The sequence below is a fragment of the Natranaerovirga pectinivora genome (assembly GCF_004342165.1).
Lineage (GTDB): Bacteria > Bacillota > Clostridia > Lachnospirales > DSM-24629 > Natranaerovirga > Natranaerovirga pectinivora.
The window spans coordinates 40,904-61,625 of the sequence record NZ_SMAL01000011.1 but is presented as its reverse complement, the minus strand read 5'-3'; the positions used below and the strand labels follow the sequence as shown (position 1 = coordinate 61,625).

Sequence of the window (20,722 nt, the reverse complement as noted above, 5' to 3'; positions counted from 1 at the left end):
AAACAGATTACAATACAAACAAAATAATAATCAATTTTATGAACCGTCCCCCAAAATAACGGCCTCCTTAAATCACACTAAGTTAACTTAAATTTATGAACCGTCCCTACTATCTCTACTATCTGCTACTATCTCAGATTAGACTTTCAAATTAACCTCTTAACAAATACATCCCAAGAAGCAAAGTTTTTTGAATCAGCTCACCACGGTGAAGGGCCTCATTTGGCGTATACAACCCTTTACTAGCAGGTGCAAAGCCACAAACAATAGGAATTTTATTATGAATCTCCCCAGCAGCAGATGGTAACAAACTAGACTCTACCCCAAAAGGAATATTCAACTCTTCACTAATACGGCTTAACTCAGTAATCAAAGAATTATTCTTGATTCGATTAAATGGAGGACGTTCAGTTAGTTTTTCTACATAACACTGAATGCCTCGTGTTGTTGACTTGAATAACTCTCTGATTTTTGCTTCGGCTTCCTTAACTTTCTTCTCGTCAAGGAATGTTACATAAATAGAAGCGCGAACACGGTGAGGCAATAACACACTATATCTTTCAGAATGAATGTCTTGGACAACAACTGTTAATTTAGAATCCATTACATTCAATTCTTTTAGTTTTTCAGCTTTCTCTAAGAAATAGCTCATAACATCAACTTTATTGCTATGGTTACCAACTCTTAAAGGATCACCTTCCACAATCACACTGAATTTTTTAGAACCACGTCTTTGATCAACAATCTTACCACCTTCAAACCCTGGTTGAAGAACAATCACTTCTTTTACATCATTAGCAACTTTACGTAAAGTATCATAACTATAACGCATACCTCTGCCTTCATCTGCATAAATCAGAACACCAATTTTTTTATCAGAAAGGGATTTAATATCTTTTAACCCATTTAAAGCACTTAACAAAGTCACAAGGCCACCACGGCTAGAAGCAATACCTTCCCCATAAATCCACTCTTGATCAATGTTAAATGGCACAGGAAAACCAGATCTATCCCCAGGAATATCAATAGGTAAAACCAAAAGCGTACCGTCCTTTAAACCACCTTTAGTTTCCCAAGTCCAAACAGATTGACCATTGGTAAATTCAGTAACTTCTTTTAAACCAAGTTTTTTCATACGTTCTTCAATTTTTCTACTGACAGTTTTTAATCCAACTTGATCCTCTGTCCAACAAGGAAGATTGGTCCAAGTTTTTAACTCATTTTCAATTTTGTCACGATTTTTAGTAATATGATTAAAGAAATTTACAGATTGTTTAGAAGCATTATCATCATTCAGTTCATCGATAACAAAAGGACCAAAATAACGTTCAGAAGCAACCTCCACCAATCGATTCATTAAAGCTGTATAATCAAGACCAATTCTCTCAGCTGCAAAAACAAAAGAACCATTAGACCCTAAACTAGCCATTGAATTCACTTCTAAAACATACAGATCCCCATTATCATCCATACGAAAATCAACTCTGGCACTATCATAACAACCTAAGGCATTAAAAGTATCAATAGCCAATTGTTGAATTTTTTCAGTTTGTTCTGGTGAAAGATTCGCAGGACAAACTTTTTCAACTTCTCTACCACTTGTACTTTTTTTATCCTCATATGTATAAATTTGAGGACCGTCCCCGAAAAGCAGCTCAACAGGTGGTAAAGCTTCAGGAGGATTATTTCCTAACAAAGCCACATTAAACTCTCTGCCTGGAATGTACTCTTCAACTAAAGTAGGTGTATTAAAGGTTTCGTAAATGGTTTTAACCCCGTCTCTTAGTTCCTCTTCATCATTAACAATTTTAAGACCAAAAGAAACAGCCTCATCCTTTGGCTTAACAATCATAGGATAGCTAAGATCCCCAGTAATAGGAGAATCAGGTTTGTACATTACAGTAAACTTAGGCGTTGGAATCCCTTTTTGAATAAGAATTAACTTAGTAACAATCTTATCAAGAGCAATAGCGTGAGTCTCTGGACCTGAACCAACATAGGGAATACCTAACATTTCCAAAATCCCTGGCATATGCATGTATCTTCCCTTACCCTGAATCCCATAACTTAAGTTAAAAACCAAGCCAGGTCTTTCCCCAGAAACAACAGAAGGCATAAACTTTTCAAGTTCTTCAATAATATTTTTATCCCCTTCAAATGTTTTAACCTGATGTCCCCCAGTAACCAAAGCATCTTTAATTCTTTTAATTGTCTGTAAACCGTACTTTTCTCGATTCAGCTTACCAAACAAATTGATAACGGCTTGGCTTTCACGATTGTAAACAATAGCAATTTTCATATACATTTCTCCTTGTAAATTTTATAAGTCATTAGGCCCTTTAGCAGAACCGTCCCTACGAAGGTCTGCAACACCTAAAAAATCTTTTTCGTTATTTATGGGTACTTGAACACCTTGAACACAGCCTAAATAAAAACTATAAGAATCTTTTCTATTAATTTCAAAACCAGTTTGCTTTAAAGCGTCAATAACCTCTTTATCAAACCGATCTTGTTCAATAATCAATTTGCCTGTATGAGAAGAATGGAATCTAGGGGCAGCAATAGCAGTTGCCATATCCTCGTTGTTATCAATTAACCTAGAAATAACCTGAGTCAAAGCAGTAGAAATTCTTGCGCTACCAGGACTACCTAACAAGTACCTTGGTTTACCATTTTCAAATATAAGGGTAGGGGCAACACTACTCCAAGGTTTACCACCAGGCAATAAATAATAAGGATGTGTCATATTCTTGTACTCAAAGGCACTCAAATAATTATTATAAAAAAACCCTAACCCATCAGCCATGGTTTTACTACCAAAAACCAACTCAATGGATTGGGTAATCCCAACGGCATTACCTTCCTTATCAACAACGGATAAATGAGTGGTCTCCCCAGAAAGAGGAGGTGGTGTAAAATCCTCTTGTAAACTGAACTTGCCAATCTCATAAATTCTTTGGGCCAAATCTTTAGCATAGGCCTTATCAGACATATATTTATTAACAGATTGCAAATAAAAATCAGGATGAATAGGCATCTTCTGTCTATCCGTTAAAGCAAAACGAAAAGCCAAAGCAAATATAATAGCACCAATAGGCGTTTCGGGATTAAGATATTCTGAAGGAAAATTCTCCAAAATATTTAAAAGTTGAACCAAAACTCTTCCAGCACCAGGTGGAGGAAATGTAAAAATATCATAACCCCTATAACTACCAGATAAAACCTCACGTTCTACAGGAAAAGGGATTTGGCTTAAATCAGCAGCATTAATTAAACCTTGTCTAGTCTCCATATCCTTTATAATATCATTACCTATCTTACCAATATAAAAATCCATCCAACCAGCCCGAGACATTTGCATCATACACTCAGCAAGCTCAGGCTGCCTTATTATATTACCCTTCTTAAGGACTTTATTATTAGTAAAAAAGTTTTTAACAATTAAAGAATCCTTAGCCAAAGTTTTTTCATTCTTTTTAAGTAGCTTATACAACAAAGAAGATACAACAAAGCCATTTTTTGCAGCCGAGATAGCAGGTTCAATAACCGTTTCAAAAGGTAGTTTGCCATATTTCTCGTGCATATATCCAAGAGTAGCAGGTGTAGAAGGAACAGTTGTGGATTTAATACCTACATTAACAGGCTTTTGTGGATTTTTACTAGGTTGAATACTAAAAGGTGCTCTAGAAGACCCATCTAATGCAAAAACACGGTTTTCTTCTGCAAAATAAACTAAAGCCATTGATTGACCACCTAAACCCGACGCTTGTGGCTCAGTAACACCCAAGCAAAAAGCAGCAGCAACAGCAGCATCAATAGCATTTCCGCCTTTTTCAAGCATTTGAACCCCTGCTTCAGTTGCATAAGTAGAAGCGGTAGAAACCATGCCTAAAGGGCTTTTAGAAGAAAAACTATGATTATGATCACCTTGCTTTGATACCATCAACACACCGTCCTTTAGACTAAAAAATTCATTTGCTTACTTAATTTTATTCCTAAAATAGAAAAAGTCAACTTAAATATATATTACTATAAAAATAAAAAAAACGAAAGAAAGAATAGAGAATAAAGAGGGACGGTTCTTAGAAAAAAGAAGGGACGGTTCTTAGAAAATATATATAAATAAAGAAAGATATAACCGGTTTTTATGAACCGTCCCCAATATGCAATCGTCTCTAAATAGTCCCCTTAATAATATGCAACCGTAATTCCAATAAAATGCATCATAAAAAATTACTCACCTTGAAACCCAGCATCAATGTATGTTATGCTAAATAAACCACTATATTTCAAGGATTATAAGGAGGAAAAAAATGGAGCTTCTTGTATTGGTCTTAAATAAACCAGATGAATTGGAGATACTAATGAAAGAATTTGTAAATATTGGTTTAAAGGGTGCAACGGTTATAGACAGCTATGGGATGGCCAGCTTCTTACATAATATGGACGATATCCCTATGTTTGGCTCCTTAAAGATGCTAATTAACAATAACCAAACATCCAATAAGACGGTTTTTGTAGTATTAAAAAAAGAACAAGTTAAAAGGGCTATGGCAACCATAAAAGCTGTTATTGGAGATTTATCACAAACCAATGTGGGTATTGCTTTTACAATACCTATTTCACAGGTAGAAGGTGGAACATTCGATAACTAGAAATGAAAGGGAGGCAAAGGAATGTGCACATACTTTACTATATCGCTATAATTTTACTATCAGGTTTAGTTTTGGCTAGAATAGCAACACTGGCAAAACTACCACACGTTACTGGGTATTTACTAGCCGGTATCTTAATTGGACCATATTTTCTAAAACTTATTCCAGGGGATGTTATCCCTCAGTTAACCATTATCTCAGAATTCGCCTTAGGGTTTATTGCCTATAATATCGGAAGTGCCCTTAACATAAAACGCATTAAACAAATTAAAAATGGTGTATTTAAAATTGCCATCTTCGAAAGTCTTGGCGCAGTTCTTGTTGTGACATTATCAATGATTATTATCTTCCGTCAATCCTTCGGATTTAGTATTGTATTAGGATCTATTGCAGCGGCCACAGCGCCAGCAGCGACTATGATGATTATAAGGCAGTACAATGCTAAAGGCTCTCTTGTAGACACATTGGTACCTGTCGTGGCATTGGATAATGCCATTGGCATTATTCTATTTAGTATTATGATATCTGTTGCAAAGCCCTTTATTGAATCTGGAGATGCACTTCGTCTAACATTAGGTCGAGAACTGATCCAATCCTTTTTAGATATAGGAATCGCTATTGCAATTGGTTGTGTAGCTGGGGTTGTTCTTTCCTATTTATTTGATAGATTAAAAAGTTCTGATGAATTGCTTTGTATTATTATTGCCGTCATATCTCTTGCAATTGGTGTAGCAAATATCATAGATGTTTCTAGTATGCTCTTGTGTATGATTATAGGTGCTACCGTTACCAATCTAAGCATCTCCAATATAAAAACCTTATCTGTCATAGACAAATTCACACCACCAATATACGTTATCTTTTTTGTCCTTGCCAGTTTAAAGCTCGATATTGCTGTCTTTAGACAAGTGGGACTCATAGGAATCGCGTATATTGTCGTTAGGGTCATTGGAAAATTATTAGGATCCTATTGGGGGACTAAACTGGTATCTTCATCTAAAGAAATACGAACTTATTTAGGGTACACATTAATTCCTCAAGCAGGTGTAGCACTAGGATTATCTTTATTAGCGGAAATAAAACTACCTGAAATAGGTGGTTACATTAGAACCATTATTGTAGCGTCAACAATTATATACGAATTAGTAGGGCCAGTCATCGCCAAAATCGCTTTAACAAAAGCTGGACAAATTAGTAAATAATAAGTAAATAAAAGTTACCGCTTTTAATTAAGAGTAGGTAACTTTTTTTAGCAAAAAAAGTCCATATTTACTCCATATTGTGCATAAAACACATTGGAGAGTAATGAAAAAGAATATATAATGTTATTACAAGACAAAAAAGGAGGTCATCAATATGGAATCAAAAAAATATTTATTAAGTGAAATAATTATATTAATTAGTAGTGCAATAGGGTTATTATCATTATTTATGCCTTGGGTCAACCTTGCCTTTTTAAGTCAAAATGGATTTGCTCAACAAGGGTACATCTTTTTAGTGGTTATGATCTATCCAGCTTTAAGTGCATACAAAAAGAAAAGTTCAAACAAGATAATTTCAATCATAACATTAGTTATTGGATTAATTGTAATGTTTGCATACATATCAGATAAAAGTGTAGATTTCTTTGGTGCAAGTATTAGTGCTGCAGGCTCTGGTGCATACGCAATGTTACTGGCTTTAATAGGTGCATTAGTTGGTGTCATTATGAACAAAAGAGTAAACCAAGAATTATAGAATAGACAAAGGGCTTCTCATAATCTTATAAGAATATAGAAGCTCTTTTTTATTGGGGAAAATAGTCTGTAATACATTTTACGTATTCTAATATTATAGTAATAAGGGATTTTAATCTCAGCAACACTATAAAAGGAGCGTAAAAAAGTGAACATACTATACTACATAGCCATTATATTACTATCAGGAATGATATTTGCTAAAATAGCAACACTTATAAAACTGCCTCACGTAACGGGTTACCTAGTATCAGGCATTTTCATAGGGCCCTACTTCTTAGAACTCATCCCAGGGGATCTTGTTCCTAGACTTAATATCATATCAGAATTTGCCCTAGGTTTTATTGCTTACAATATAGGTAGCGCCCTTAATATAATAAAAATAAAAAGCATTCAATCAGGCATTGTAAAAATTGCAATCTTCGAAAGTTTTGGCGCGGTAACACTAGTAACCCTTTCGATGATATTTATATTTAACTTATCCTTTCAATTTAGCATTGTATTAGGTGCAATAGCAGCAGCAACGGCTCCCGCAGCAACCATAATGGTTATACGACAGTACAATGCAAAAGGTCCTTTGGTCGACACATTAATTCCAGTAGTGGCTCTAGATAATGCCATTGGAATCATCCTTTTTACCATAATGGTCTCTATTGCAAAAACATTTACTCCTTCTGGCGCATCACTTCACCTATCCCTGGGCCAAGAGATTACAAGATCCTTTTTAAATATAGGAATGGCCATTGCAATAGGTTGCCTAGTCGGTTGCATTCTAACCTATGTGGTGGATCATATAAGAAGCTTAGACGAACTCCTTTGCTTTATAATAGCAATCATATCCTTAAGCATAGGCACAGCTAAAACATTGGATATATCCAGCATGCTCCTATGTATGGTCATTGGTGTAACAGTGTCTAATCTTACAGTTTCCAGTGTCAAAACCTTAGCAGTCATTGAAAAATTCACACCACCAGTCTATGTCCTGTTTTTTGTATTAGCCAGTTTGAAAATTGACCTCCATGTTTTTAAGCAAGTAGGGTATATAGGCATTGGGTATATCCTATGTAGAATCATTGGAAAAATCATAGGTGCAAAATTGGGAACCAAATTGGTTAATGCCTCTAAGGAAATACAAACATACCTAGGATACACTTTAATACCACAAGCAGGAGTGGCCCTTGGATTGGCACTGCTGGCAGAAATAAAAATCCCTGAATTTGGTGGCACAATTAGAACCATAATCATTGGGTCAACTATTGTATATGAACTAATAGGTCCGGTGATTACAAAAATAGCATTAATGAAAGCAAATCAAATATCATCCAAGTAAAAAACTTCATTTTTATGAACCGTCCCTCTATTTTAAGACATTAAGAAGGAGCTTACCTCAGAAATAATTCTAAGACAGCTCCTTTTTTCTATTTCATACCTTCTATCATATCTATAAGCATTTCACCACTCATAGTGTATGTAATATTAAAACGGGCCAGATCAAATAAATCAGACCCTTTATCCGTAAGTTCATTGCCACGGGTTAGCTGAACGTCATAACCAAGATCTAACAAAATATCAATCGTACCTTTATTATGATTCCCCTCTGGATAGGCAAAAACTTTAAGAGCCCTTTCACCTAAATGTTTCTCAATATCAGCTGTAGACAATAATATACTTTCAATCAAGTCTTCATCGCTCATCTGAGTATGATGATTATGATGTAGGCCGTGATTATGAATTTCTATCCAGCCACTGTCTTCCATTTCCTTAGCTTGTTCCCAAGTAAAATGTGGAAAAATACCAGGTGTTTGTCCTCTAGAAGAAGTAACAACAAAAATAGTAGCCTTCGTTTCGTATTTCTCAAGAAGAGGATAAGCATAAATATAATTGCTAAGATACCCATCGTCTATTGTCAGGATAAATGGATTATCAGGAAGCTTCTTATCATTATGGATAAAGTCATATAAATCCATAAAAGTGATGCTATTATAGCCATGCGCTTTTAACGAGATTAAATGTTCTTCAAACAAATCAGGGGTAACAGTAGTACTGCGCAAATATCTAGAAACAACCTCATCAAAATGGTGATACATTAATATGGGAATCTTAACATCCTTTAATAAATAAGAATCAAAACGTTGTTCAACAATATCTAAGTCCCTAGGAAGAACCATTGCACTATTTTCTTTTGTAATAACAATCAAATCATTATAAGAAAACACATTCATATCAAAGGCATCAGAAATAACATCTAAAGGCACATAAAGTCTTCCTTCAATCATTAATGAAGCCATTTCCAGTTCGACTTTCTCACCATCAATTATAATGTGCATTTCATTAACTGGAATGCTTATTACTTTACCATTTTTTTCCAAAACAGCAGTAGAAATATCACCAAACCAATTTATTTTACCCCCTAAGCTTTCACTTATAAAACGAATGGGTACGAATGTAACATCTTCTATTAATAAGGGCGTAATATTAGAATTACTACTATCAATATACACAACTTCATTGTCTAAATAGGCAATATGCTTATTAAGATACAACACAAGTGAAGGATCTGTATTAACAATAACTTGTAAGTCTTCAACATCTAAGGGTTCATAGAAAAGATGATCATCTGATGCAAAAGTAGGAAATGAAAAAACTATAATAACTAAAACAATAGCAAAAAAAATATTCTGTTTTCTCAACAAAGGTTCTCCCCTTTCTACCCATTAGGTAGTAAAATCTTATAAAATTGTAACATTAATGTCGAAAAAACTCAATAAAAATCTAAAAACAAAGAAAACAAGAACCGTCCCTAACTTTCTAACATTTTCTCATATAGCAAAATTCAGAATCTTATACTATAATAAAACCAATAACAAAACCCAAATCAAGAGGTGGAAAAAAATGAACCCTATTCTAATCGTAGAAGACGACAAAACCATAGCCCTAGGCATCCAATACGCCCTAAAACAAGAAGGCTATAACACAACTGTTTGCCATGATTATCAAAGTGCCAAAGAAATTATTGAAAACAACAACTATATATTAATCATCCTAGACATCACCCTACCAGATGGCAATGGCTTTGATTTATGCAATAGCATTAGAACAAAAAAAGAAACACCCGTTATATTCCTAACAGCATGTGACGACGAAGTCAATGTGGTAATGGGTCTAGACATGGGGGCTGACGATTACATCACAAAACCCTTTAGAGTAAGAGAACTTATATCTAGAATAAAAAGTGTCTTAAGAAGATACAACAAACACCATACAAACACTTCAGAAATTAAGATAGGCAACATTACCATTAACACAAAAGAAGCCAAAGTAAAAAAAGACAATGAAGATATTATACTAACAGCAATGGAATACAAACTCCTTCTAACCCTAGCCAACAACGAAGGGCAAATCCTAACAAGAAATCAAATATTAGAAGGCATATGGGATGTAGCAGGAGACTTTGTTAACGACAACACCCTAACAGTATACATAAAAAGACTCAGAGAAAAAATAGAAGAAGACCCACAAAATCCAAAAATCATCAAAACCATAAGGGGTCTAGGCTATAAGGTTGGTGGCAAAGATGAACTTCACTAAAAACCCAGAAATCAAAAAACTTATCAAAATATACGGGGCAGCACTCATCCTATTTATGCTCATAGGATTGGCATTAAGTCGAATCACATTAAACAACCAATACAAAACCCTATACCATAACAATGCTGCAATAATAGGTGCAATTATTGAAAAAAACCCTGAATTAGAACAAACCATTATACAAGAAATCCAAAAGAACGACCCAGTAAAGGCAGAAAAAAGCAAAGAAATCCTAGGCAAATATGGCATTCACTCAGAAGAAATCCTTAGGGACTTACCTCTGATAAAAAGGAATTATAGGCTTAATACAGTACTAACGCTACTATTAACCCTATCAATAGCCATAACATTAATTATAATCACATTCATCCTATTAAAAAAACTATACAAAAACATCAACCAAGTCACCACATACACTAAAAAAATAAAAGAAGGGGACTATACCCTAGACATTAGAGACAACGACGAAGGGGACATAAGTCACCTAAAAAATGAAATATTCAAAATCACCCTCACCCTAAAAGAACAAACACAAGCCTTACAAAAAGACAAAGTAACACTATCAGAATCCATAGCGGACATATCCCATCAGTTAAAAACACCACTGACATCTATGCTAGTCCTAAACGACATCCTTAGAAACAACCCAGAAGAAAAAGACACAGAAGAATTCCTAAGAAGAACAAGAACCCAACTACTAAGAATGGAATGGCTGATCACAACCTTGCTAAAACTATCCAAATTTGATGCAGGGACTATAAAAATGAAAAAAGAACCTATAAAAGTCAAGACCCTTATTGAAAAAACCTTAGACAACCTTGCAGTTCCTATAGACATAAAAACATTGGACATCCATATCAAAGGGGATGAAAAAACAAAAATCATAGGAGACTTTAACTGGACCAATGAAGCCCTTATCAACATTCTAAAAAACTGTATAGAACACACACCAGAAGAAGGGCGAATTGCAATTACCTATGAACAAAACCCTATCTACACATTAATAAAAATACAAGACACAGGGACAGGCATAGAAAAAGCAGACATTCCATACATATTCAACCGCTTCTACAAGGGGAAAAATGCAAAAGAAGACAGTGTAGGTATTGGACTTGCCATGGCCCATACCATTCTAAAAAATCAAAATGGAGACATAAAAGTAGAAAGTGAAAAAGGCAAAGGCACAACCTTTACCATCAAATTTTACGAACCGTCCACTAAAAACTAAGAACCGTCCCCAAAAAACTAAGTGACAAAATTGTCACTAAAACAGTCACCGAAAAGTCACTTTAGACAGATATAATTAAAATCATAAGGAAAGAAGGAGTGAGAATATGACAATCTTAAAAGTAGAAAATCTGTCTAAAACCTATGGAAAAGGCAGTACGGAGGTAAAAGCGCTGGATAATGTATCCTTTAGTATAAACCAAGGGGAATTTGTAGCCATCGTAGGCGCATCAGGCTCAGGAAAATCAACACTACTCCATATGTTAGGAGGTGTAGATAGACCATCCAGTGGTAAAGTGTATATAGAAGGAACGGACATATACAATCTTAACGAATCAAAACTGGCCATATTTAGAAGACGACAAGTAGGCCTGATTTACCAATTCTACAATCTAATCCCAATATTAAATGTAGAAGAAAATATCACCCTACCATTACTACTAGATGGCAGAAAAATAAACAAAGACCATCTAACAGAAATTATAACCAATCTAAACCTAACAGAAAGAATCAACCACTTGCCTAATGAATTATCAGGAGGCCAACAACAAAGGGTATCCATTGGAAGGGCATTAATTAACCAACCCTCCATTGTATTAGCAGACGAACCAACAGGAAACTTAGACAGTCAAAACTCAAAAGAAATCATAGACCTGTTAAAAGCCTCTAATAAAAAATACAAACAAACTATGATCGTCATCACCCACGATCACGAAATCGCCTTACAAGCAGATAGGATTATCACCATAGACGATGGACGAATTTTAAAAGACGAGGTGGTGAGATAGTGAATATCGTAAATAAATTGACGATCCGAAGCCTTAAGCTTAATAAAAGAAGAACCATTGTAACCGTTATAGGGATTATCTTATCTTGTGCCATGATTTTTGGTGTGGCAACCATTACTACAAGTTTTCAAGATTTGTTTATCCAAGAAACCATCCTAAGCCGCGGCAATTACCACTCAATGATTGGAAATGTACCAGTAAAAGATGCCAAATACATCCTAGACAATGCCTATACAAAAAGCGGCATGATCAGTAGAGATAGAGGCTTCTCACCATTAGAAACCTCAAGAATAGAAAGCAAACCATACATCTATGTAAAAGAATACAACCAAGAAGCCATGGATAACCTAACATTCCTTAGAGAAGGACGTTACCCAGAAAAAGAAGGAGAAATTCTACTATCCCAAACAATCATAGAAAACGGTGGAACAGACTATAAAATAGGAGATACCATTAGCTTAGAAATAGGCCATAGATATCTAGACAATGCACCCATAGACAAAAACAATGAATATACAGAGGAAGAAGCATACATTCCTTTTGCAGAAAAAACATACACCATAACAGGCATCATCCGCCAAGACATAATGGAATTCTACACATTCCCTGGAATGATGGCAATTGCCTACCTAGAAGAAAGTAACCTAGAACCAACAGAAACCCTAGACATCTATATTCTAGGAAAAAACCCTAGACAGATATACGATAAAACAACAGAAATGGCAAGAACCATCGGACTGCCTCCAGGGTCCTATGGATACAATTCAGCCCTTTTAAGATGGCTTGGGGTATCAGATAATGACAATATTAATAGGATGTTTATTACGTTAGCTCTTATCATCATTTTACTAGTGGTCATAGGATCTGTAGCAGTAATATACAATGCCTTTGCCATATCCATAAGTGAAAGAAAAAAACAATTTGGAATGTTATCAAGTGTAGGCGCAACAAAAAGTCAAATTAGAAAAACCGTACTCTTTGAAGGCTTTATCCTGGGCATCATAGGCATTCCACTAGGAATTCTATCAGGTATACTAGGCATTGGAATTACCTTAAAAGTGGTAAACAAACTGATGGCATTTGAATTTTTAGAAGGGATAGAACTAAGGTTAATCATATCACCACTGACTTTAATAACAACAGTGGTATTCACAACCCTAACCATCTTCTTATCTGCCTATCTACCTGCTAAAAAAGCCTCAAAAATATCCCCAATAGAAGCCATAAGATTAACCACAGATATAAAACTAAAAAGAAAAAAATTAAAAACATTAAAAATAACCAAAAAACTTTTTGGAATAGAAGGGGAATTGGCTCTTAAGAATCTAAAAAGAAATCGTAAAAGATACAGAGCAACAATCTTTTCTCTAAGTATAAGCATCGTCCTATTCATAGCTTTCTCATCCTTTATGAGATATGGCTTTGTATCATCAGATATGTATTATGGAGAAGTACCCTATGATATCGCATTAGAACTAAGAGACAGACCCTATGAAGAACAAAGAGCATTTTATGATAAAATCATTGAATTAGAAAAAGTAAAAAGATATGCCATTGAAAGAAATATAAGAACCTTTAACCATCACTTAGAACCCTCTCAATTAGGAAACCATTTGAATAATAAAATTGAAAAAAACACTGACCAAAAAAATGAAGAGGAAAACGCCTCATTATCCTATGTCATATCAACAAATAGTACGGAAGAAAGAAGTACTTTTCCTAAAAATGAAAAGGGTATGTACTCACTATCTTATGTCATATCAACAATAGGAGAAGAAAGCTTTAGAGCCTATGGAAAAGAGTTGGGAATTGACATAGAAGGGTACAAAGACACAAACACTTTAAAAGGAATTGTTATTAATAAAAATATAACTGTAGATGAAGGGAAAATGTTTGAATTTGAGCCATTAAATATGAACAAGGGAGATGTCCTAACCCTTACTAAATCAGCAATGGCAAATCACACAAATGAAACCATCAACATGGAAATAGGCACCCTTACAAAAGAACTGCCTTTTGGTCTTTTGTATGATACAGGTAGAGCTGTAAATGTAATTGTAACAGAAGAAGTATTTGAAGAAATACTAAACCAATTAAAAGAAGAAGATGACAACCGAAGAAGTATTCATAGACTTAAAATAGAAACAGAGGATACCAAAGAACTCATAGAAGAAATTAATGAAATCTATGGCCAGAACACAGAGGATAAACTTGTAATAGTAGATGTACAATTCGAGTTGGAAATGATAAACAGAATAAAAACGGTTATATCCATATTCCTATATGGTTTTGTAAGTCTTATCACCCTAATTGGCGTTACCAACATATTCAACACCATTAGCACCAATGTAATCCTTAGAAGAAGAGAATTTGCAATGCTAAAATCAGTAGGTCTAACACCAAAAGGCTTTAATAAAATGATAAGATTCGAAAGTATCTTTTATGGAATGAAATCTTTGCTCTATGGATTACCTATAGCTATACTCATAAGTGTGGGTATGCATAGATCAACAACCAACTTTTTCGTTTTTGAATATATACCCCCTATAAAAGAATCCATTATATGTATCATAGGCGTATTCATAATCGTATCCATAACCATGACCTATTCAATGTCTAAAATAAAAAAAGAGAATATTATAGAAGCATTAAAAGAAGAAAATTTGTAATAAAATATATCCCTGTCATTATGAAAAAAGTATTTATAATCTTGTATATATAAAAACTGTTAACTATGAAATTGATGTTTTAAACGAAGCTTATATCCCTTAGAAAGTAAGAGATATAAGCTACGTTAATATATTGTAAAAAGTTCGTAATAAATAAGAAAAAACTTTGACATAAGTTGGAAAAACGGGTATAATAAAACCGATGGCAGGGATAAAGAACTAAACATCATGGTAGAATATACTCAATATTTTGTCAAAACTCGTAGAAAGTTATCAAAATATGTATGTATACTATATATCTTTATCAAAGACCTGTTAATGAGGTCTTTTATTTTGCCTAATTCTCTGGGGAGAGAATAATAAAAAGGAGGGTTACGTCAAAATCACTTCTGATGTTTCCTAATAACAAACAATTATAAAAATAAAAAAAATTTGCTCGGTGATTGTATACAATATACAGAATTGGGTTATAATTTTAAAATACATATGAACAATTTATGAACAAAAGACATAATTTCAGATTTTGGCATAATGCAACAACACAATATCCTTAATTATTCCATTGGTCCTACATAGGTTTGATAAAAATAAATCAAGGATAGATTGTGGGTGTTTATTAATTGTATAAAGAATTATGTGGATAATCTTATCCTTATTGGGGGATAAGGATAGGATTGAATTAGGGGGATAATCATTTTGGAAGCTATCTTAGAAAAAGTAAAAACAAAAGTGAATAGAAAAAAAGTATTATTGGTACTTGCAGATGCATTAATTGTAAACTTAGCACTATTTTTGGGACTAGTCTTTAGGTTTGATGGACAAATACCAACACAATACCTTATAATATTTACCAATGCAATGGTACCACTAACAATAATGAAGATCTTTATATACTTTCGCTTCCGTTTGTACAGCAGTCTATGGAAGTATGCAAGTATAGATGAACTTATGCAAGTATTTTGTGCAACAGTACTTGGCAGTTTGGCTTCATTTACATTTAGTATGCTTTTTAATACCATGCTACCAAGATCTGTCTATATGATCGCTTGGATGATTAGCTTCTTAGCCATAGGTGGTAGTAGACTTACATACCGCATAATGAGAAGAATGATGCATATACAGACACATCCAGAAGGCAAAAATGTAATGATCATAGGAGCCGGGGCAAGTGGTTCAGTAGTGATACGTGAACTTAGAAGAACAACAAGAATGTTACCGGTGGTTATCATAGATGACGATGTATCCAAACAAGGCTTACATATCCATGGCGTAGAGGTAAAAGGTGGCAAAGACAATATTATAGAAATAGTAGAACTATACAATATAGATGAAATCATTATCGCCATGCCATCTGCATCAAAAAAAGTAAGAAAAGAAATCATAGAAATCTGTACAAAAACCAATTGTAAATTAAAAACATTACCTAGCTTACAAGACTTTGATGGTGAAGTCGATCTGAATAAAGTAAGAGATGTTAATATAGAAGATTTACTAGGAAGAGAAGAAATCAAAGTAGACATAGCAGAGATATCTGATTACCTTACAGGTGAAGTGGTACTAGTAACAGGTGGAGGCGGCTCCATTGGTTCTGAACTATGTAGACAAATTGCAAGATTTAATCCGAAAAAATTATTATTATTAGATATATATGAAAACAATGCATACGATCTTCAAAATGAATTAAAGTACGAATACAAAGAGGACTTAGACTTAGAAGTCTTAATTGCATCGGTTAGAGATAGAAACAGATTAGAGCAAATATTTGCAACCTATAGTCCAACAGTGGTATTCCACGCAGCAGCACACAAACATGTGCCACTAATGGAAGCCAACCCATCAGAAGCTATTAAAAATAATGTAATGGGTACATTAAATGTGGCAGAATGTGCAGACATATATGGCTCAAAACGTTTTGTCCTTATATCAACAGACAAAGCTGTTAACCCTACGAATATCATGGGGGCAACAAAAAGAGTAGCAGAGATGATCATACAACATATGAGCATAAGAAGCACAACAGAATTCGTTGCTGTAAGATTTGGGAATGTATTAGGAAGTAATGGGAGTGTTATACCACTATTTAAAAAACAAATAGAACAAGGTGGACCAATAACAGTAACCCACCCAGATATTACAAGATTCTTTATGACCATTAGAGAAGCAACAGAACTAGTCCTTCAAGCAGGGGCTATGGCACAAGGTGGAGAGATCTTCGTATTGGATATGGGTCAACCAGTTAAGATTGCAAAGCTTGCAGAAGACCTAATCAAGTTATCAGGACTGGTACCACACGAAGATGTAAAAATAGAATTCACAGGCTTAAGACCAGGAGAAAAGCTCTACGAAGAACTCCTAATGGCAGAAGAAGGCATAAGCAATACAAAACACGAAAAGATCTTCATAGGCCAACCAATAGATATGAATTACAACCAGTTTATGAAGGAATTAGAAGAAATCAAAGAGATATTGAATGTAGACAATGAAAGTATAAGTGAGTTTATGTGTAGGATAGTGCCTACTTATAGTAGGGTAGGATAGACATATAATAAGGGGAGTCATAGTAAATGAACAAAAGAATTTATCTTGCATCACCACATATGAGTGATGAAGGTTATGAGAGAGAATATGTACAAGAGGCATTTGATACCAATTGGATTGCACCACTTGGAACCAATGTGAACGAATTTGAAAAAGAATTAGCAAATAAAATAGGAAGTAAAGCAGCAGCTGCGCTAACAACAGGAACAGCTGCTATTCATTTGGCATTAAACGCAGCAGGTGTAGGGGAAGGGGATATTGTTTTTTGTCAATCATTAACCTTCTCAGCTACTGCTAATCCGATCATTTATCAAAAGGCAACGCCAGTTTTTATTGATAGCGATTATAAAACCTGGAACATGTGCCCTAATGCTCTAGAAGAAGCATTTAATAAATATCCTAATGTAAAATCTGTAATAGTTGTTCATTTATATGGCTTATCTGCAGATTTGGACAAGATCATTGAACTGTGTAAAAAGTATAATGTTGCTTTAATAGAAGATGCAGCAGAAAGCTTAGGTACATATTACAAAGGAAAACATACTGGAACATTTGGAGACTATGGGATATTCAGCTTTAATGGGAATAAGATCATAACCACTTCAGGTGGCGGTATGCTAGTTTCAGATAATGAAGAAAGAATTGCTAAAGCAAGATTCTGGGCAACACAAAGTAGAGACCAAGCAAGACATTATCAACATAGCGAATTAGGGTTTAACTACCGAATGAGTAATGTAGTTGCGGGTATTGGTAGAGGACAACTTAAAGTATTAGAACAAAGAGTGGAAAAGAAAAAGTACATATTTGAGTTTTATAAAAGAGAATTAGGACAACTTGATGGGATTGAGTTTATGCCAGTTAATGAATGGGACAAGCCAAATTATTGGTTAAGCTGTATGACACTTAGTGGGAAAGTAAAACCAATAGATATAATGGAAGTACTTGAAGCAGAAAATATTGAATCAAGACCAATTTGGAAACCGATGCATATGCAACCAGTTTTTAAAATGTATGATTATATAGGTACCAATGTATCTGAAACTCTATTTGAAAATGGTGTGTGTTTGCCATCTGATACTAAAATGACAGATGAAGATTTAATTAATATATGTGATATTGTAAAAGGATTGTGGAAGTAATTATGAAAAAACAAAAGGGAACATATGAAAGATATATAAAAAGATCACAAGACTTTATTCTATCATTAATGGCTCTAATTGTATTAAGTCCAATTTTTATTATAGTTGCTGTACTGGTAAGGGTAAAATTAGGAAGTCCAATTATTTTCAAACAAGATAGACCAGGTCTTAATGAAAAGATATTTAAAATGTATAAATTTAGAACAATGACAGATGAGAAAGATGAAAATGGTGAGTTGTTACCTGATGATATAAGACTTACTAAGTTCGGAAAGGTTTTAAGAGCAACAAGCTTAGATGAACTACCAGAATTATGGAATATTATTCGTGGTGATATGAGTATTGTGGGGCCGAGGCCATTGCTGGTGAAATATTTACCATTGTATACTATAGAACAAAAGCGACGGCATGATGTAAGACCAGGCTTATCTGGACTTGCCCAAGTCAATGGTAGAAATGCTATTGATTGGGAAGAAAAGTTTATGCTGGACATTGAATATGTGAATAATATAAGCTTTATAGAAGATTGGAAAATAATTTTTAACACCATCAAAAAGGTGTTTGTAAGTGAAGGTATAAATTCTGATACAGCAGTTACGATGGAACCTTTCGAGGGAAGTAAAGCAAATTAGTAAGTGCTTATTTATTAATGTAGTTGGGGGGAAATGTACTTGTTATGAAAAATAGATTGCTTATAATAGGTGCTAGTGGACATGGAAAAGTTGTTGCAGATATCGCAATTAAAATGAATAAATGGCAAGATATCGCATTCCTAGATGATGATGATTCTATTAAAAAATCTATGGGGTTGGAAGTCATCGGTAAAACCTCTGATGCTTATACATATAAAGATGAAGCTGATTTCTTTGTTGCTATTGGAAACAATGCTACTAGAAAAAAGATTCAAGAGAAGTTAGAAGAGGAAGGAGTGTCAGTAGTTAAGCTTATTCATCCAAGTACAATTTTAGGAACTGATGTTGAAATCGGTAATGGAACTGTTCTAATGGCAGGAGTAGTAATTAATAGTTCAGGAAGAATTGGTAAAGGCTGTATTATTAACACGAGTTGCAGCCTAGATCATGATAACTTGATTGGAGATTATGTTCATATTTCACCTGGGGTTAGATTAGCTGGAACAGTTAATATTAGCAAGGAATGTTGGATTGGTATTGGAAGTGTAATAAGCAATAACGTGAATATCTGTAGTGGCTGCAAACTTGGTGCTGGATCTGTGGTAGTTAAGGATATTACTGAATCTGGGACGTATGTTGGGGTTCCGGTGAGGAGAGTTGACTGATGGGAAAAATACTAGTATTAGCTAATAATGACATTGGTTTATATAAATTTAGAAAAGAATTAATTGAGGAACTGTTAAAGGGAAACGATGTATATATTTCATTGCCTGAGGGGGAGTATGTAAAGAAACTTATTGATTTAGGATGTAGGTTTATAGATACGAAGATTAGTAGAAGAGGAACAAATCCTATTACAGATTTTAAATTGATGATTAGGTATAAAAAAATATTAAAAAAAATTAAACCAGATGTAGTCTTAACTTACACTATAAAACCTAATATTTATGGTGGAATGATGTGTAGACTTGCAAAAACATCATATATTCCAAATGTAACAGGCCTTGGGACTGCTGTTGGAAATAGTGGTGTATTACAGAGTATTACAATAGCCTTATATAAATTAGCTTTTAAAAATGCTTGTTGTGTATTCTTTCAAAACAAAGAAAATGCTGAGTTTATAAATGGTAAAGGAATCATAAAAGGTAAACAAAAGATTATTCCAGGTTCTGGAGTCAACTTAGACTATTATGATGTTTTAGATTATCCTGAAGAAGAAAATATTAACTTCTTATTTATTTCAAGAGTTATGAAACAAAAAGGGATAGATCAGTACCTTGATGCCGCTAAGTACATAACAGAGAAGTATTCTAATACTAAATTTCATATTCTTGGATTTTGCGAAGAAGCATATGAGAAAAAGTTAAAGGATATGCATGATAGAGGAATTATACAATATCATGGTATGCAAAGTGATGTTAGGAAGTTTTATAAGGTTTCCCATTGTACTATTCACCCAACATATTATCCTGAAGGAATGTCAAATGTTCTTTTAGAAAGTGCAGCTTGTGGCAGACCTATAATTACAACTAATAGAAGCGGTTGTAGAGAAATTGTAGAAGATGGAATTAACGGATATGTAGTAGAGCAGCAGAATAGTCAAGATCTTATAGAGAAAATAGAGGATTTCTTAAAGTTAAGCTATGAAGAAAAGAAAGTGATGGGTTTATCAGGTAGAGCTAAAGTTGAGAAAGAATTTGATAGACAGATAGTAGTTAGGGCATATAAAGATGAAATTAAAATGATTTAA

General features: G+C 34.1%; 16 protein-coding genes. 13 read left to right on the top strand and 3 right to left on the bottom strand.

Annotation, left to right across the window (positions count from 1 at the left end; all coding sequences use genetic code 11):
* Positions 1 to 151: 151 nt before the first annotated feature.
* Positions 152 to 2,299 carry a M20/M25/M40 family metallo-hydrolase gene (locus EDC18_RS12625; protein WP_132253692.1) on the bottom strand — a complete coding sequence of 716 codons (2,148 nt, stop codon included), beginning with the start codon at positions 2,297 to 2,299 and terminating at the stop codon, positions 152 to 154.
* A 21-nt stretch (positions 2,300 to 2,320) separates the two neighbouring features.
* Positions 2,321 to 3,943 carry a gamma-glutamyltransferase gene (gene ggt, locus EDC18_RS12620; RefSeq protein WP_132253690.1) on the bottom strand — a complete coding sequence of 541 codons (1,623 nt, stop codon included), beginning with the start codon at positions 3,941 to 3,943 and terminating at the stop codon, positions 2,321 to 2,323.
* 370 nt (positions 3,944 to 4,313) lie between these two features.
* Here ggt and EDC18_RS12615 point away from each other — a divergent pair, with 370 nt between their 5' ends.
* The 4 genes from EDC18_RS12615 (at position 4,314) to EDC18_RS12600 (ending at position 7,721) form a co-directional block, all read left to right on the top strand.
* Positions 4,314 to 4,655: a hypothetical protein gene (locus EDC18_RS12615; protein ID WP_132253688.1), complete on the top strand. Its 342-nt coding sequence runs from the start codon at positions 4,314 to 4,316 to the stop codon at positions 4,653 to 4,655.
* A 23-nt stretch (positions 4,656 to 4,678) separates the two neighbouring features.
* Positions 4,679 to 5,857, top strand: coding sequence for a cation:proton antiporter (locus EDC18_RS12610; RefSeq protein ID WP_165878581.1), 1,179 nt, complete (start codon positions 4,679 to 4,681; stop codon positions 5,855 to 5,857).
* A gap of 154 nt (positions 5,858 to 6,011) precedes the next feature.
* Positions 6,012 to 6,392, top strand: coding sequence for a hypothetical protein (locus EDC18_RS12605; protein WP_132253685.1), 381 nt, complete (start codon positions 6,012 to 6,014; stop codon positions 6,390 to 6,392).
* Positions 6,393 to 6,539: 147 nt separating this feature from the next.
* The gene (locus EDC18_RS12600; RefSeq protein WP_132253683.1) at positions 6,540 to 7,721 is read left to right on the top strand and encodes a cation:proton antiporter; all 1,182 of its coding nucleotides are present in this window, start codon (positions 6,540 to 6,542) and stop codon (positions 7,719 to 7,721) included.
* Between the two features lie 88 nt (positions 7,722 to 7,809).
* Here the strand turns inward: EDC18_RS12600 and EDC18_RS12595 are convergent, their stop codons facing one another.
* Positions 7,810 to 9,081, bottom strand: a complete 1,272-nt coding sequence (locus tag EDC18_RS12595) for a polysaccharide deacetylase family protein (protein WP_165878580.1) — start codon at positions 9,079 to 9,081, stop codon at positions 7,810 to 7,812.
* A 202-nt stretch (positions 9,082 to 9,283) separates the two neighbouring features.
* On the opposite strand from EDC18_RS12595, the gene EDC18_RS12590 reads away from it, so the two are divergent.
* From EDC18_RS12590 to EDC18_RS12550, 9 genes are all read left to right on the top strand, one after another.
* Positions 9,284 to 9,979, top strand: coding sequence for a response regulator transcription factor (locus EDC18_RS12590; RefSeq protein ID WP_132253679.1), 696 nt, complete (start codon positions 9,284 to 9,286; stop codon positions 9,977 to 9,979).
* A complete protein-coding gene (locus tag EDC18_RS12585; protein ID WP_243115120.1) occupies positions 9,966 to 11,207 on the top strand; it encodes a sensor histidine kinase in 1,242 nt (413 codons plus the stop codon). The genes EDC18_RS12590 and EDC18_RS12585 overlap by 14 nt, the downstream gene beginning before the upstream one ends.
* A gap of 106 nt (positions 11,208 to 11,313) precedes the next feature.
* Positions 11,314 to 11,994, top strand: coding sequence for an ABC transporter ATP-binding protein (locus tag EDC18_RS12580; protein WP_132253677.1), 681 nt, complete (start codon positions 11,314 to 11,316; stop codon positions 11,992 to 11,994).
* Positions 11,994 to 14,663, top strand: a complete 2,670-nt coding sequence (locus tag EDC18_RS12575; RefSeq protein ID WP_132253675.1) for an ABC transporter permease — start codon at positions 11,994 to 11,996, stop codon at positions 14,661 to 14,663. Before EDC18_RS12580 ends, EDC18_RS12575 begins: the two co-directional genes overlap by 1 nt.
* 696 nt (positions 14,664 to 15,359) lie before the next feature.
* A complete protein-coding gene (locus EDC18_RS12570) occupies positions 15,360 to 17,201 on the top strand; it encodes a polysaccharide biosynthesis protein (RefSeq protein WP_371829320.1) in 1,842 nt (613 codons plus the stop codon).
* Positions 17,202 to 17,227: 26 nt separating this feature from the next.
* Positions 17,228 to 18,340: a DegT/DnrJ/EryC1/StrS family aminotransferase gene (locus tag EDC18_RS12565; RefSeq protein WP_132253673.1), complete on the top strand. Its 1,113-nt coding sequence runs from the start codon at positions 17,228 to 17,230 to the stop codon at positions 18,338 to 18,340.
* 2 nt (positions 18,341 to 18,342) lie between these two features.
* Positions 18,343 to 18,972, top strand: a complete 630-nt coding sequence (locus EDC18_RS12560; RefSeq protein ID WP_132253671.1) for a sugar transferase — start codon at positions 18,343 to 18,345, stop codon at positions 18,970 to 18,972.
* Positions 18,973 to 19,016: 44 nt separating this feature from the next.
* Complete coding sequence (locus tag EDC18_RS12555; protein WP_132253669.1) at positions 19,017 to 19,637, top strand: acetyltransferase; 621 nt, start codon at positions 19,017 to 19,019, stop codon at positions 19,635 to 19,637.
* A complete protein-coding gene (locus EDC18_RS12550; protein ID WP_132253667.1) occupies positions 19,637 to 20,722 on the top strand; it encodes a glycosyltransferase family 4 protein in 1,086 nt (361 codons plus the stop codon). Before EDC18_RS12555 ends, EDC18_RS12550 begins: the two co-directional genes overlap by 1 nt.